We start from the raw sequence: 15,423 nt of genomic DNA, 5'->3' as shown, positions 1-15,423 counted from the left end.
GCTATAGAATTTTTATTTAACAATCCTCCTCAACTACTTTTGCTTGATAAGGATTTAAAAGATGTTGACCCCTTGCATTTGGTTTCTCTTTTTAAGAGTGAAAATGTTTATCGCCAGGTACCAGTGGTTTTAATTTTAGATAAAGAAGACCTGCCCAGTATAGACTTTACCCATCTAGAAATAGATGACTTTATTTTAAAGCCCATAAAAGAAGATATTGCCAGAGTGCGTTTAACTCTTATTTTAAGTAGGGCAGCCAGAAGCCTGGATGCCAATCCTTTGACCAAGCTGCCAGGTAATACCTCCATTATTCAAAAGATACAGAGTTTATTAGACCAGCAAAAAGAATTTGCCCTGGCTTATGTGGACCTGGATCACTTCAAGTCCTTTAATGACAAATATGGCTTTTCTAGAGGTGATGAAGTTTTGATGATGACAGCTAGAATTATTGTCAACACCATAAGGGCTATTGGTGGTCCTGAGAGTTTTGTGGGACATGTGGGCGGAGATGATTTTATTTTTATTGTGCCTACTGATAAGGCAGAAAAGGCCTGTGAATTGATTGTAGAAAGCTTTGACAGTATTGTTCCTAATTTTTACGACCCTGAAGATAGAGAGCAGGGTAAAATTGTTTCCACAGATAGGCAGGGAAAAGTAAGAGAATTTCCCTTAATGGCAATTTCCATTGCTGTGGTTTTTAACTATGGTCAGTTAAAACACTATGGTGAAGCTGCACAAATTGCCATGAACTTAAAGAAAGTTGCCAAGAAAAATCCCAAAAGTAATTATGTCCTGGATAGAAGAAAACCTTCCTCATAATTTACAAGTTTTTATTGCTTATTTAGAAGTAGAAAAAGGCTATTCTTTAGCTACTCTTAGAGCGTATGCCACTGATTTAAAAGAGTTTGAACTTTTTTTAAATAAGGTAAAAAAAAGTTTAGACTCTCCTGAAAAGATTGTAAAACCAGATGTCCTTAGCTTTATTCAGGAGCTTTATGCTAAAAACTTAAGTAAAAGTTCTTTAGCCAGAAAGCTTTCTTCTCTAAGGTCTTTTTTCGCTTTCTTTTAAAGCGTAAAAAAATAGAGATCAATCCTTTGTTGGGCATAAAAAATCCTAAGCAAGAAAAGAAGATTCCCAGAGTATTAAATGTGGACCAGGTAATAAACTTACTGGAAGTGGAACTGGAACCTTCCCCTAAAAACCTAAGGGATATTGCCCTGGCAGAACTCATTTATGGGTCAGGACTTAGAATAAGTGAAGCCCTGGGGTTAAACCTGGAGGATGTAGATTTGGGGCAAAGAGTGGTAATTGTTCTGGGAAAGGGGCAAAAGGAACGCATGGTACCTTTAAGTAAAAAGGCTGCGCAAAGGTTGTTAAATTATCTTCGGCAAAGAGAAGCCTTTAATCCCAGTTTGCGGGAGCAGGCCTTTTTTTTAGGAATACGGGGAAAACGCTTAAATCGTCGCCAAGCCAATCGTATTTTGTTGCGCCTGGCTAAAGAAGCCAGACTTAATTTTAATTTGAGCCCTCATACGCTAAGACATACCTTTGCCACCCATTTACTGCAAGCAGGTGCTGATTTGCGTACAGTACAGGAGCTTTTGGGCCATAGCAGGATTTCTACCACCCAACGCTATACCCACCTTAACTTAGAAACCATAATGCAAATCTACGACCAGGCTCATCCCAGAGCCAAAGAATAGGTTGGAAGTAGAAGAGTTTTTTAATCTTCTTCTTTTAAGGCAAAATCCACCTGTAATCTATCTAAATCAGCCCTTTCTAAGACAACTCTTACTTTTTGACCCAGCACAAAGCGTTTTCCTGTGCGCTCGCCTCTTATTTCCTGTCTATCTGGCAAAAAGGAGTAATAATCATCACTAAGGCTGGAGAAGCGCACTAGGCCTTCGGCCATAATTTCTTCCAATTCTACCCAAAAACCAAAGTCGCTTAAAGAGGAGACAATGCCAGTAAACTCCTGTCCTATCCTCTTTTCTAGAGCTAAAATAGAGGCCCTTTTGAGCATCTCTCTTTCTGCTTCCATGGCCTTGCGTTCTTGTAAACTTAGGTGCTCTCCCAGTTTCTGGAGTTTTTTTAGCTTCTTTTTCGGGGAAAATCTCCCACCAATACCTTTTTTAAGGCCCTGTGTACCACCAGGTCTGCGTAGCGTCTAATGGGAGAGGTAAAGTGACAATAGGAAAGAGAAGCCAGGCCAAAGTGGCCTTCATTTACAGGGCTGTATTTGGCCTGCATCATGGACCTTAAAAGTAAGCGATTGACCAAAAAGGCGAGTTCAGTGTGCTCTGCTTTTTTTAAGAGGTCCTGCAGGTCTTTAGGAGAGGTTTTTTCAGGAAGTTTTTCTGCTAAAGTGGTTGTTTTTAGAAGTTTAAATAAAGAGGCTAACTTTTCAGGGTCAGGGGCAGGATGGACACGATATAAAAAGGGCATTTCCTTTGTTTCTAAAAATTCAGCCACTGCTTCATTGGCAGCAATCATAAATTCTTCTATTACCTGATGGGAAAAATACCTAAGCCTTGGCCTTACTTCCAGAAGGCCTTCTTGCAGATTAAAATGAATTTCTGGTTCTGGTAAGTCAAAGTCAATACTGCCCCTTTGCTGGCGAAGTTTTTTTAACTGGGAGGCAAGTTCATAAGCTAATTCCAGCATGGGAAGAACAGGCTCCACTTCTTTTTTAGCCTGAGTATCTCCTTTTTCCAGGGCCTGGTGTACCTGGGTGTAAGTTAGCCTAAATTTGCTTTCAATTACTCCAGGATAGAATTTGGCCTTTTGTTTTTGTCCCTGCTTATTAAAGTCCATTTCTGCAACCATGACCAACCTGGGGACATGGGGGTTTAAGCTGCAAAGACCATTGGATAGGGCCGGGGGGAACATGGGCTCTACTGAGAGGGGGAAATAATAGGAGTTGCCTCTTTCCAGGGCTTCTTTGTCCAAAGCAAAGCCAAAGTCCACATAGTGGGAGACATCAGCAATAGCCACAAAAAGTTTATAGCCCTGGGCTGTCTTTTGCACACAGATGGCATCGTCAAAATCCCTGGCCTTGGCCCCATCAATGGTAACAAAAGGCAGGGAACGCAAATCCGTACGCTGGTCAAAGTCTTTTTCTTTGGGGTGGGCAGGCAATTCTGTTACTTCCTTGAGAACTTGAGCAGGAAAGTCTGTAGGTATGAGATGGTTTATTTTGACCATTTTTTCCTGCACACTCAGGTCTTTTTCTGGACCTAAAACATCTTCCAGGGTAGCAGACCAGAGAGAAGGCTCTAGAGGGGCTTCTGGTTTTAAAGTAAGTAGGGAGCCTGGTTGTAACTTTTCTGGACTTTCTATGACCAGGGAAAAGTGAAGCCTTAAATCCGTAGGTTGAGTTAAATACACCTGAGAGCCAATTTTTTGCTTTACCTTGGCTACGATTTTTTCCCTTTTCTTTTTTAGAACTCTGACGATACGCCCTTCTGGGCTTTTACCTGTTTTAAAGGGTAAGATAGCTACCAGGACTTCGTCTTCATGCCAGGCGTCTTCAAAGTTGTTGGGGTGTACAAAGATATCCTTGCGCCTTTTATCTTCTGGAATGACAAAACCTATGCCTGAACCCTGAATTTCTAATACTCCCTTTACCAGGGGCAATTTTTCCACCAGGCACAGGGCTTTTCCTGTTTTGAGGATTTTCCCCTGCTCTTCCAGTTCCTTAAGAATTCTTTTGACCGCTTTTTTGAGGTGTTTTTTCTTGCCTAAAAGAGTGTAGATTTCTTTAGGAGTTAAAGGTTTTTGTTTTTTACGAAAAATTCTAAGTATTTCCTGTTTATTTATTTTTTGTTTCATAATCTTCCTTATCTTATTTAATTTGTAAAATATTTTTTACTTTTTGCAGCAGTAAATCTTCCTCTTCTTTTGAAGAGAAGACAATGTGGCTTTTAATAACCCAAATGTCTTGCGTATTTAAAATGCCTACCAGTTTATCCTTTTCTTTTTCTGTACACACCAGATTTAACTTTTTTTCTCTTATAATCCTTAAAATCTTTTTTCTATCGTGAGGTTTAAAGAAGTAGTGGTCAGGGTAAGAGAGATGTAGGTCTGGGGGATTTAAGCCAAAGTTGAGAAGACTTTTAACTATTTTTTGAGGATTGGCAAGGGTGGTTATAAGCAAATAATTTTTTAGTTTTTTAGTTTGTTCTTTATTTTGAACATGTTCCAGATATGTTATCTTATAGTCAAAAAAAAGAAGAGGTTTAGAAAATTTTTTTAGTTTCTTAGTGGCCAGTTTTTGTAGAAGGGACAGATTGTTACCCTGCAGGTTTACCAGAAAAATATCTGCTCGGGTTAATCCCTTTTCCCCTTCCCGCCAATAGCCGCTGGGAAGAGGGCGATTCCAGTTGTAAAAGTCCCTAGGTGCCAGAAGAACCAGGTCCAAATCCTTAAAGATTTTGGTTTGCTGAAAACCGTCGTCCAATAAAAAAGAGGTGGGAGTGTAGTTTTGCAGGGCAAATTGCGCTGCTCGTACCCGGTTGGGGTCAATTATGACCTGTAATCCCTGTTTAGCTAGTAAGAGGGGTTCATCTCCAGCTGTATTAGGACTATCTGTGGGGCTGACGGCAAAAGGATAGGTGGGAGGGTTGGCTTTATAACCTCGAGTTAAAACAAAGGGTATTTGTCCCCAGGAGTGTATCTTTTGAGCTAGATAAAGAGTAAAAGGGGTTTTGCCGGTTCCACCTACAGATATGTTGCCTATGGAAATGGTGGGCAAGCCCAGAGATACTTTTTGGCGGCTGTAAAATTTATTGCGCAGATTAACCAAACCAGCATAGGTAAGACCCAGGGGGTAAAGAAGGGAAGAAATAATTGGATTCATTGTTGGGAAAAAGGGGGAAGGTCCCCCCTTTTTTATTCTCTGGATTGACCAAAAAATCTAAGTAACATCAAGAAGAGGTTAATAAAATCCAGGTATAGGGTAAGGGCACCCAGGATGGTCCCCCTTCTAATTGCTAGGGCATCATCATAGGGGGCGCTTTCTCCCATTAGCTTTAGTTTTTGGGAGTCATAAGCAGTAAGTCCCACAAAAACAATTACGCCAATCCCACTGATAACAAACTGAAAGGCGGAACTCTTCAAAAAGATATTTACTATGGAAGCAATGATAATACCAATGAGGCCCATGAAGAGAAAACTACCCAGGGAAGTAAGGTCTTTTTTGGTGGTAAGTCCATAGATGGACATGGCCGCAAACATTCCAGCACAGATTAAGAAGGTAGAAGCAATAGAAGAGGTAGTGTAGACGAGAAATATGGCCGAAAGAGTAAGGCCATTTAGTCCAGAATAGAGCAAAAAGAGAAATGTGGCTGTGGAGCCAGAGAGTTTGCTTATCCCTGCGCTAAGCCCTACAACTAAAAGTAGTTCACCAATTAAGAGCCCCCACATTACCAGGGGATTGCCGAAAATAATTTGCAGTAAGGTAGGACTAGTAGCCGTGAAATAAGCTATGATACCTGTAAGGCCTAAGCCTAGAGCCATCCACTGATAAACTCCCCGCATAAAGGCGTTGAGCACTTCTACGCGGGCTTTCGTGGGTGAATAAGATTGCCAATTGGACATGTTTTCCTCCTGAATACATTCTAATATTTATGGTTTAAGCGCATCTTGGCCAAATGGCAACCTTTTTTAAATTAAATTTATTCTTCCGGGCAAACAGATTCAGAGAAGACAAACTCTCCTTTTTCATTGATTTTTACTACTACCGCACATTTTATGGGGTCACCTTGATAGTTAAAGCTCATTTTTCCAGTAACACCGTTAAATTGTTGGATTTTAGATAAGGCAAAACGAAGGATAGCTCTTTTTTTGGTTATGGAGTCAGCCTGGTTAAATAAATCTCCGCTGTTTTTTAGGGCTTGGAAGATGAGGTTAATAGAATCATAAGTAAGGGCTGCTGGGTCGTCAGGCAAATAATTATATTTTCTCTGGAATTGTTGAACAAAGTTTTGGGTTAATCCTTTTGCTCCTAAAGCAGTATAGTGGGTAGAGAAAAAATGTCCTACACAATCTCGTCCACAGAGTTTAAATAGATCCGCAGAGCCCCAAGAATCTGTACCCATGATAGGTCCTTCCCAGCCCAGTGTGTGCAGGGTCTTCATGATATTGGCGGTTTGATAGTAATGGCAGGGAAGAAAAATCAAATCTGGTTTATCTTTAAGAATTTTTTTAACTAAAGGAGTAAAATCGTTATTGCCAGTGAGAAAACCTTCAAAACCCACTACTGTTCCTGTACCATATTTATGCTCCCATTTTAATTTAAAAAGCTCAGCCAGATCCTTAGAATAATCGTCATCTTTTACAAAAATTACAGCTACTTTTTGGGGTTTAAAAAGTTTTTCACTAAATTTTATGGCCACATCGCTTTGAAAGGGGTCTAAAAAAGCAGCTCTAAATACCCAGGGTCTATTGAGGGTGGTTTTGGGGTTAGTGGACCAGGGAGATATCATGGGGGTTTGTAGTTTGTTGGCAATTGCCCCTGCAGGTACGGCCTGCCTACTGGCCATGGGGCCAACTATGGCCAGAGCCTTGTCTGTTTCTACTAGTTTTTGGGTTACTGATTGGGCTTTTTTAGGATCAAAGTCATTGTCTTCGTAGATAAACTTTAGAATATAGCTCTTGCTTCCAATGGTAAGCCCACCCTGTAGGTTGATTCTTTCTTTAATCATTTCAGCAGCGTCTCTGGCTGAGATGCCTGTTTGTTTATTTTCTCCACTCATGGGAAGGTTGAAACCAATTGTTAACACATCCTGAGCTAATACTGGGCTATTTAAAGTAAGGATTAAGAGAAAAGAGATTACCATTTTCATAAGAATAGCTTGCATATATTTTACCCCTCCAGTACAGATTTCTTTAAAAAGAGTGGGCTTAGTGAATTATTTTTTTCTTGTCTATAAAATTTTTTCGATAACACTTGGCTAAATTAAGGCCAGATAGGCAAGGAGAGGATTTATGAGAAAAAAAGATGGCTGTTGGTAGTTTGTATTTTTTTGCTGAGTGCTATTGTTGTTTCTTGTGTAAAAAAGCAAGAGATTATAAACAGTAAAGATCTTTCAGAAAGTTTTGTTCTTAGAATTATACATGTAAACGACACTCATTCTCACTTAAACCCTTTGGCTTTAACCATAAATAAGCAGAAAAAAGGTAATAGCAAAATTTTGGTGGGTGGATATGCCTATATTGCTGATTATGTCCAAAAAGAAAAAAACAAGATAAAAATATTCTTTTTTTACATGCAGGAGATGCAGTTCAGGGTACTCTTTATTATACCTTTTTTCAAGGAATAGCAGATATTACCAGTCTAAATCTTTTAAGTTTAGATGCTATGGTTCTTGGAAATCATGAGTTTGATAAGGGGCCTGAAGTCCTTTGGCAGAAATTTGTTTCCAGGGCCAATTTTCCTATTCTCTGTGCTAATATTTATTTTAAAAAACCAAATAAGTTACAAAGTAAGATTAAAAAGTATATTATTATGCAAATAGGAAGGGAAAAGGTGGCTATCTTAGGATTAACTACTCCAGACACTCAAAACATATCTAGTCCTGGTAATAACATAGGCTTTAAAGATGTAAAAAAAGTTGCTTCTGATTTTGTTCAGCTTTTTAAAAAGATGGGTATAAATAAAGTAATAGTCTTAAGTCATCTTGGATATAAACAGGATATAAAACTAGCCCGGGAAGTAGAGGATATTGACATTATTGTAGGAGGACATTCTCATACACCTTTAGGAAAATTAGAGGAGTTAGGACTTCCTTCTGAAGGACCTTATCCTACTCTTGTATATAACCATAATAAACCTGTCCTAGTGGTTACTGCCTGGAAGTGGGGGTATGTACTAGGTGATCTTAAGGTGGCTTTTGATAGACAAGGTGTAATTTTAGAAAATAGCTGGCAAAAGGACTCTAGAATTATATTTTTGCTTGGTTCGAAAACAGGAATACAGGGCTTAACAGCAAGGCAAAAGGCTTTCTTTGTATCTTCTCAAAAGAATAAGAAAGTAGAACAAAACATACTGGATTACTCCAAAGAAGTAGAAAAACTCAAAAAGAAAGTAGTAGGAAAAGTCCTTAAAAGTTTGAGTAATATTCGTATACCTCGAAAAGATAAAAGAAATGACTTAGCTCCTTTGGTAGCTAAGTCTATGTATTTAAAAACTAAATATCTGGGGGTAGATCTTGCTTTGCAAAATGCTGGTGGAGTAAGGACTTCCCTAGCTAAAGGGTCCATTACCGTGGCTGATATTTACGAAGTCTTGCCCTTTGGTAACAGCCTGGTTTTGTTTGAACTATCTGGAAAGGAGTTGAAGACTGCTTTAGAAAAAGCAGTGGATAGAGCTTTGCAGGGTAGGACTGGCCCTTTTCCCTATCTGTATGGAGCTAAGTTCAAGTTTAGAAGGGCTAATCCCTTGGGAAGGCGAATAGTGGATTTGGTCATATATCGCAATAATAGATGGGAACCTCTAAAGTTAGAAGAAAAGTATCTATTGGTAACCAATAGCTTTGTTGCCAGGGGAGGTGATTTTTATTTAGATTTTAAGAAGATAAAAGCTAAGGAAGATCTTGGCTTTATTGATGCAGAGGTTTTTTTGGAATTTGTGCAAGAAAGAAAATTGCTTAGAGGAGTAGAGGAAGAATTTTATCCTCTGGAGGAACTCTAGAGAAAATCTTTTTATTGCTCTTGGATAAAAAAAAGGTTAGATAAAAAATTTTAAAAGAATATGGGAGGGTGCTATGGGTCCTGGATTTATTTTGTTGGTAGCTTTGATTGCTCTTGCCTTAATTATCACTGGTTTAAAGCTTGATTCTGGTAAATAACTTTTTTATTTCCCGCCCTTAGCTCAGCTGGATAGAGCGTCGGACTTCGAATCCGCAGGTCGGGGGTTCGAATCCCTCAGGGCGGGCCATTTTACCTTTAAAACAGTCTTTATAAATTATTTAAAGAGTTGTTTCCCTTCTTGCTAAGGGGAAAGCTCTTTGGTAAGGATTTTTGCGTCAATTCGTTTAAGGAGAGGGTGTTAGCGTTGATAAAGATAGAGCATGTAAACAAGTGGTTTGGCGAACATCATGTGCTTAAGGATATCAATTTAGAAATAAAAAAAGGGTGAGGTTGTAGTTATTTGCGGGCCTAGTGGGTCGGGCAAGAGTACCCTTATTCGCTGTATTAACAGGCTAGAGCCCATTCAAAAGGGTAAAATTTTAGTAGATGGAGTGGATGTAAATTCTCCCAAGACCAACCTTACAGCCTTGCGCGCAGAAATAGGTTTTGTTTTTCAGCAATTTAATCTTTATCCCCACATGACCGTTTTGGAAAATATTACCTTGGCCCCCATTTTGGTGCGTAAAATGGATGTGCGGGAAGCTGAAGATTTAGCTATGGAGCTTTTGGCCAAAGTAAATATTCCTGACAAGGCCAATGTCTATCCCCCTCAGCTTTCTGGAGGACAACAGCAAAGAGTAGCTATTGCCAGGGGCCTGGCCATGCGGCCTAAGATTATGCTTTTTGATGAGCCCACTTCAGCCCTGGACCCGGAAATGATTAATGAAGTTTTGGATGTTATGAAGGGGTTGGCCAGAGAGGGAATGACCATGGTGGTGGTTACTCATGAGATGGGGTTTGCCAAGGAAGTGGCAGATAGAGTCATTTTTATGGATGATGGCAGGCTGATAGAAGAAAATACTCCTGATGCCTTTTTTAATAATCCCAAGAGTGAACGGACCAAGTTGTTTTTGAGTAAAATCTTGAGTCATTAAGAGGTTTTTAGGGTATAACTTTAAAAATACAAAAGGGAGGGGTTTTTATGTTTAAACTAAGAACTGTGTTTTTGGGAATGATTGCGGTTTTGGTGCTGGTCAGTTTGGCCTATGCTGGCCCTACTTATGAAAGGGTAATGAAGACCAAAGTGATTCGGGCTGGAATCATGACCGATTCCATTCCAGGGGCCTTTTATAATGAAAAGGGCGAGTGGGTTGGCTTTGATGTGGATATTGCTGAAGAAATTGCCAGAAGACTTGGCTGCAAGCTGGAAAGAGTGGCTGTAAATAACAAAACCAGAATTGCTTTTGTCCAGCAAGGCAGAATTGACATGTCCGTAGCCAATATGACCCATAAAAGAGAAAGGGATAAGTCCATAGACTTTTCCATTACTTACTTTTTTGATGGGCAGAAAATTTTGGCCAAAAAAGGTCGCTATAAAAAATGGGAAGACTTTATTGGTAAAAAGATTGCTACCCAGCAGGGAACTACTTCTGAAATTAATGTAAAAAATCTGTTAAAGAAATTAGGTGACCCCAATTATGAAAAGAATGTTATCTCTTTTCAAAAAGAGTCAGAGTGTTTCCAAGCCTTAAAAATGGATAGAGTTGCTGGCTGGACTACTGACTCCACTATTTTGCTTGGTTATGCAGCTAAAGAACCTGGTAAGTATGAACTGGTAGGTGATTTTTTTAGCGATGAGCCTTATGGCATTGGCTTGCCTGAAAATGATTCTGACTGGAGAGATGCTGTTAATTTTGCTCTTCAAGATATGTGGAAAGATGGCACTTATATGAAGATTTACAACAAATGGTATGGCCCAGATACTCCTTACTACTTTCCTCTTACTCGTACTATTGAAATGTGGCCCTAAAAAAATAAGTAGTTAAAAAGGCCCGGGGTGTGCCCTGGGCCTTTTTTTATCAAAAAACTCTTTAATGGATGTAGAGAATGTGGCGCTATATTTTAGAAAGAAACTGGTTGCAAAATGTGCTCTTACTTAGCATTTTAGTGAGCCTGGTTTATTACTGGGGATTTGTTTTTGATTTTGGCTATAAGTTTGATTGGTCTGTGCTTTATACAGTTAATGAAACTTATGGCGAAAATTTAGGGTATTACTTAATCAGAGGTTTAAAGCTAACAGTTGAAATTTCTCTTATTAGTTCTGGTTTAGCTTTACTTCTGGGTATTATTTTTGGCTTGGGTAGGCTATCCTCTTTTAAACCTTACTATTATTTTTCCACTGTCTATGTAGAGTTTTTTCGCAATACTCCTTTGTTAGTTCAGCTTTTTTTCTGGTATTTTGCTTTGCCTCAAGCCTTGCCTGAAGCCTGGAGAGAATTTTTATTTTCCCAAAACTATGAATTTATTAGTGCAACCCTGGGGCTTTCCATCTATACAGGTTCTTTTATGGCTGAGGTTATTCGGGCTGGTATCCAATCTATTCCCAAGGGATTGTTAGAAGCAGCTTATTCTTCGGGCCTTTCTTATTTTCAGGTATTACGCAAAATTATTTTACCCCTTGCTTTTCGCTCTATTATTCCACCCCTGGGTAGTGAATTTTTAAATAACATGAAAAATTCATCTCTGGCCATGGTGGTGGGGGTCCCTGAACTTTGCTGGCAATCTCAACAAATAGAATCACTTACCTTTAGAGGCTTTGAAGCTACTACAGCTGCTACTTTTATTTATTTATCTTTATCCCTTTCTATTGCAGGAATTTTAAACTTGGTAAATGCCAAACTGCAATTGGTCCCAAAGGAAGATAAAAACTGGACACATATCTTGGCAGATATAGTCTTTTCTCCTTTTAGTTTTATTTTAGAGCTATTTTCCTGGGTGGGAAAATTATTCCAGAGAAAAGAAAATAAACTGGAACTAACTGGACTAAGCCTGTTTACACATAGATTGTTAGTAGCTTTAAATAAAATTATAGTTTTAGTTTTAAAGGTGTCTTTTGTCTCCGCTTTGATTTTTCTTATATATAAAGCTTTGTCAGGGATAATTAACTTAAACTGGAAAGTGGTGGTGGATAATTTTCGTTATCTTTTGATTTGGCGCTTTCCTTCCAAAGAGCCTGGAGATTTCTTTTGGGGTCTAGGGGGCCTGGCCTTTTCTGTTATTATGTCTGTTATTGCCATTAGTGTAAGTTTTTTTATCGGTCTTGTAGTTGGTTTGGGCAGGACCAGTAAATATAGATTGTTTAGAATACCTTCTCTTTTGTATATTGAATTGATTAGAGGCAATCCTTTAATTATGGTTATTTTTTGGGTTTACTTTTTTGTACCCATCTTTACTAAAACTTATATTAATGTTTTCTGGAGTGCTACTATTGCTCTTACTATTTTTACCGGCGCTTACCTGGCTGAGATAGTAAGAGGAGGCATTCAAAATATTCCCAAAGGACAATTTGAAGCTGCCTATAGTACTGGACTTACTTACTTCCAAACCATGCGTAAAATTATTTTGCCCCAGGCCTTAAAACAGATGATTCCTGCTATAGTAGGGCAATTCATTGCTATTTTTAAGGATACTTCTCTGGCTTATGTTATTGGTGTTTTAGAACTTACTTTTGTAGCTCAAAGCTTGAACAACAGGCTTATGATTTATCCTTTTGAGATTTATACAACAGTAGCCATGCTTTATTTTATCTGCTGTTATTCCATGAGTATTTTTGCCAATAAACTGGAGAAGAAACTGGAAACAGATACTTTTAGGCTTACTATGTAATGAGTGATATTTTAGATAAGTTAAATGTCTTTTTAGAAAAAGAAAACATATCCAAAGAAGATTTTTTTAGAGAGCTTAGCAAACTTAGCTTAAAGAGACTTAATGCTGATCTTTGCTTGGATGAATCCAGAAAGTTTAGAACCGGCATTGAAGAGGTAGTTTTTGCCAAAGGCAAGTCTGTAGAGCAGCTAAAAGTTATTGTAGAAAATTTTTATAAAGAGAACAGGTCTTTTTTAATTACCAAATTAGATAATTATAAATATGAAAATTTAAATTTATCTTCTCAGTTACATTTTTATTCCTCAGAAGCAGAGCTTTTAGTTGCTAATAAAAAATTGGACCCCACACTTTCTCCAGAAGGAGATATACTGGTTGTTTGTGCTGGCTCTTCTGATGTAAAGGTGGGATTGGAGGCCTATTATACCGGATTGTTTTTTGATTATAGGGTTGGTTTTATTGCTGATGTGGGGATAGCTGGCCTGCATAGATTGGAAGCGTATTTCTCTTTTTTAGAACAATCCAGGGTAATTATAGCCGTTGCTGGCATGGAGGGCGCCCTTCCTTCCGTTTTAGCTGGACTTTTATCTCAACCTATCATAGGAGTGCCTACTTCTGTGGGCTATGGTACCCATTTTCAGGGAGTTACGGCCTTACTGGCCATGTTAAACTCCTGTGCACCTGGCCTGGGCGTGGTGAATATTGATAATGGCTTTGGGGCCATGGTGCTGGCAGGCAAGATTTTAAATTTATTGCAAAATGTTAAAGAATAAACCTGTAGTTTTTAGAGTTACCAATAACTTGAACATAGGAGGGGTACAAAGAAGACTTCGTTCCTTGCTGCCTTTGCTTACTAAAGATTTTGAAGTTCATGTAGTAACTTATAAGGATAAAGGAATATTTTTTTCTGAGTTAGAAGAATTGGGCGTTAAAACCCATTTTCTTCCTTTAAAAGGAAAATGGGACCCTGTAGGTATATATAAGTTAAGCTCTTTATTTAAAAAATATGGGGCCGATATTGTCCATACTCATTCTCTGGGAGGAAATATTTCTGGGATTTTAGCTGCAAGTTTAGCTGGAGTAAAGGTAAAGATAGCTAATGTGCACTTGGCTAAATTGCACTGGTATGCTTCTTCATGGATACATAAAAAAAAACAGGCTCTAGAAGAAAACATTATACATCTTTTATTTACAGATAAAATTCTTTTTGTATCTAAAGAAGCACTTGATTTTTATCTAAAAAATAGCTTTGGTCTAAAAAATAAAATATTAATACTTCATAATGGACTTGAAGTGGATTTGAATAATGTTAATAGAGGATTAAGGGAGAAAATAGTAACCAATAATCAACAGAAAATTATTGGCTTTGTAGGTAGGATTGCTAAGGGCAAGGGGCTGGATTTTTTTATAGATTCAGCTTTAAAGGTATTGGAGCAAGATAAAAATTTTCTGTTTTTGATAGTTGGAGGGGGTAATATTGAATATTGGCAGTCAAAAATCCCTTCTTTTGCTAAAGAGCACTTTGTTTTTACTGGTGAAGTAAAGGATGTAAACAAATACTATTCTGTTTTTGATTTGTTATTTTTTACTTCTGAGCCAGGTATAGAAGGAATGCCAGGAGTGGTGCTGGAAGCTGGGTTTTGGGGGCTTCCTATTTTGGCCAGATATAGCAAGTGTATTGAAGAAATTAAAGAATATTATCCTAGAATTAGGTTTATAGATTCAAATTGTTCTATTTTAGAAAATATACAAAAAGCTCTGAGTTTACCAGCAGCTAATACAGAGAAACTAGAGCAGGAGTTTTCTTTAGAGGCAATGTATAAAAGAACTAAAGAGCTTTATTTAAGTTTGTTATGCGCATAGCTTTTGTCAATTCCACTCATAAATGGGGAGGAGTAAAAACCTGGACTCTAGAACTTGCTCAGGGCTTAAAGAAATATACAGATATGGAAAGTGTCATTTTGGCCAGAAAAGGTCCTTTTTTGGATAGGGCTAAAGAAATGGGACTAGAAGCTTATGCAGTTAATTTTGGACCAGACTATAATCCCTTAGCAATAAGCTGGTTTATTAATTTTTTTAAAAAAAGAAATATTTCCAGAGTAATAGTAAATGTGGGCAAAGATATGCGCACTGCAGGGATTGCTGCCAGGATTTTGAATATACCTGTTATTCATAGGGTTGGACTTCCTGGCGATATGAAAAATAAATTAGATGTTAGACTGATGCATAAGTGGATTAAACCCAGGATATTGGTTCCTTGTGAATATATAAAAAGAGGATTGCTACAAAATTTACCCTTTTTAAAGCCAGAAGAAATAACAGTTATCATGACTGGCAAGGAAGTCAGACCTTCTCCGCCTGATAAAGTAAACACTCCTTTGCAGTTTGTTTCAACCAGTCAGTTAAATCCAGATAAAGGGCATAAAGATGTTTTACAGGCCTTTGCAGAACTAAAAAGAGAAGGGTATAATTTCCATTATCATGTGGTGGGAACAGGCAGGTGCGAGCAAGAGCTAAAAGAATTGGCCAGGAAACTGGATTTAGAAGATAGAGTTACCTGGTATGGATTTCAAAAGGATGTAAGAAAAATTTTGCGTAAGGCAGATGTTTTTATTTTAGCTTCCTATAGTGAAGGTTTGCCCAATAGTTTGCTTGAAGCCATGGCTGAGGGACTTGTTTGTGTGGCTAGAGATGTGGGTGGAGTACGGGAGGTTTGGCCTAGAGAATGGGAAGGTTTATTGTTATCTCAGGCTTCTGAGTTTGACTTGAGTATGTTAATAAAAAAATGCTTAATGATAGATAAAAATAAACTTTGTAAGATAAAATTTTGTTTTTGGGAAAATGCTTATAAGATAAATCTAGGGAAAAAGGTTTTAGAGTATAAAAGTTTTATTCAATGATTAGGAGAT

Annotated in this window: 15 protein-coding genes, 1 tRNA gene and 1 pseudogene; 12 read left to right on the top strand and 5 right to left on the bottom strand. The window is 38.1% G+C overall.

The features are described 5' to 3' along the window. Positions 1-39 precede the first annotated feature (39 nt). The 3 genes from ACZ42F_RS09525 to ACZ42F_RS09515 are packed head-to-tail and all read left to right on the top strand — an operon-like array spanning position 40 to position 1,704. Positions 40-819 (top strand): diguanylate cyclase domain-containing protein, encoded by a 780-nt coding sequence (locus ACZ42F_RS09525; RefSeq protein WP_464278805.1) that lies wholly within the window; start codon positions 40-42, stop codon positions 817-819. After that, positions 788-1,069: a site-specific integrase gene (locus ACZ42F_RS09520; RefSeq protein WP_464278804.1), complete on the top strand. Its 282-nt coding sequence runs from the start codon at positions 788-790 to the stop codon at positions 1,067-1,069. The genes ACZ42F_RS09525 and ACZ42F_RS09520 overlap by 32 nt, the downstream gene beginning before the upstream one ends. Positions 1,070-1,098: 29 nt before the next feature. Beyond that, the gene (locus ACZ42F_RS09515) at positions 1,099-1,704 is read left to right on the top strand and encodes a tyrosine-type recombinase/integrase (RefSeq protein ID WP_464278803.1); all 606 of its coding nucleotides are present in this window, start codon (positions 1,099-1,101) and stop codon (positions 1,702-1,704) included. Between the two features lie 20 nt (positions 1,705-1,724). Here the strand turns inward: ACZ42F_RS09515 and ACZ42F_RS09510 are convergent, their stop codons facing one another. The 5 genes from ACZ42F_RS09510 to ACZ42F_RS09490 all read right to left on the bottom strand — a co-directional run bounded on the left by ACZ42F_RS09510 (position 1,725) and on the right by ACZ42F_RS09490 (position 6,846). Next, positions 1,725-2,042 carry a S1 RNA-binding domain-containing protein gene (locus tag ACZ42F_RS09510; RefSeq protein WP_464278802.1) on the bottom strand — a complete coding sequence of 106 codons (318 nt, stop codon included), beginning with the start codon at positions 2,040-2,042 and terminating at the stop codon, positions 1,725-1,727. 50 nt (positions 2,043-2,092) lie between these two features. Continuing rightward, positions 2,093-3,832 (bottom strand): ribonuclease R family protein, encoded by a 1,740-nt coding sequence (locus ACZ42F_RS09505; RefSeq protein ID WP_464278801.1) that lies wholly within the window; start codon positions 3,830-3,832, stop codon positions 2,093-2,095. A gap of 13 nt (positions 3,833-3,845) precedes the next feature. After that, a complete protein-coding gene (lpxK, locus tag ACZ42F_RS09500) occupies positions 3,846-4,859 on the bottom strand; it encodes a tetraacyldisaccharide 4'-kinase (protein WP_464278800.1) in 1,014 nt (337 codons plus the stop codon). 32 nt (positions 4,860-4,891) lie between these two features. Next, positions 4,892-5,599, bottom strand: coding sequence for a Bax inhibitor-1/YccA family protein (locus ACZ42F_RS09495; protein WP_464278799.1), 708 nt, complete (start codon positions 5,597-5,599; stop codon positions 4,892-4,894). Positions 5,600-5,676: 77 nt separating this feature from the next. Continuing rightward, positions 5,677-6,846: an ABC transporter substrate-binding protein gene (locus tag ACZ42F_RS09490; protein ID WP_464278798.1), complete on the bottom strand. Its 1,170-nt coding sequence runs from the start codon at positions 6,844-6,846 to the stop codon at positions 5,677-5,679. Between the two features lie 180 nt (positions 6,847-7,026). Between ACZ42F_RS09490 and ACZ42F_RS09485 the strand changes: the two genes are divergently transcribed. The 9 genes and pseudogenes from ACZ42F_RS09485 to ACZ42F_RS09445 all read left to right on the top strand — a co-directional run bounded on the left by ACZ42F_RS09485 (position 7,027) and on the right by ACZ42F_RS09445 (position 15,414). Then, positions 7,027-7,323 (top strand): hypothetical protein, encoded by a 297-nt coding sequence (locus ACZ42F_RS09485; RefSeq protein ID WP_464278797.1) that lies wholly within the window; start codon positions 7,027-7,029, stop codon positions 7,321-7,323. Continuing rightward, positions 7,257-8,693, top strand: coding sequence for a bifunctional metallophosphatase/5'-nucleotidase (locus ACZ42F_RS09480; RefSeq protein WP_464280248.1), 1,437 nt, complete (start codon positions 7,257-7,259; stop codon positions 8,691-8,693). The genes ACZ42F_RS09485 and ACZ42F_RS09480 overlap by 67 nt, the downstream gene beginning before the upstream one ends. A 169-nt stretch (positions 8,694-8,862) precedes the next feature. Further along, positions 8,863-8,939, top strand: a tRNA-Arg gene (locus ACZ42F_RS09475). 117 nt (positions 8,940-9,056) lie between these two features. Next, positions 9,057-9,786, top strand: a pseudogene (locus tag ACZ42F_RS09470) (amino acid ABC transporter ATP-binding protein). 47 nt (positions 9,787-9,833) lie between these two features. Next, positions 9,834-10,661 (top strand): ABC transporter substrate-binding protein, encoded by an 828-nt coding sequence (locus ACZ42F_RS09465; protein WP_464278796.1) that lies wholly within the window; start codon positions 9,834-9,836, stop codon positions 10,659-10,661. A gap of 77 nt (positions 10,662-10,738) precedes the next feature. Further along, a complete protein-coding gene (locus ACZ42F_RS09460; protein WP_464278795.1) occupies positions 10,739-12,517 on the top strand; it encodes an amino acid ABC transporter permease in 1,779 nt (592 codons plus the stop codon). Continuing rightward, positions 12,517-13,287 carry a nickel pincer cofactor biosynthesis protein LarB gene (gene larB / locus ACZ42F_RS09455; RefSeq protein ID WP_464278794.1) on the top strand — a complete coding sequence of 257 codons (771 nt, stop codon included), beginning with the start codon at positions 12,517-12,519 and terminating at the stop codon, positions 13,285-13,287. Before ACZ42F_RS09460 ends, larB begins: the two co-directional genes overlap by 1 nt. Next, complete coding sequence (locus ACZ42F_RS09450; RefSeq protein WP_029966393.1) at positions 13,274-14,377, top strand: glycosyltransferase; 1,104 nt, start codon at positions 13,274-13,276, stop codon at positions 14,375-14,377. Before larB ends, ACZ42F_RS09450 begins: the two co-directional genes overlap by 14 nt. Beyond that, a complete protein-coding gene (locus ACZ42F_RS09445) occupies positions 14,368-15,414 on the top strand; it encodes a glycosyltransferase (RefSeq protein WP_464278793.1) in 1,047 nt (348 codons plus the stop codon). Before ACZ42F_RS09450 ends, ACZ42F_RS09445 begins: the two co-directional genes overlap by 10 nt. Positions 15,415-15,423 lie beyond the last annotated feature (9 nt).

The sequence above is a fragment of the Desulfonauticus autotrophicus genome (genome assembly GCF_055381725.1).
This window is presented reverse-complemented; position numbering and strand designations above follow the sequence as displayed.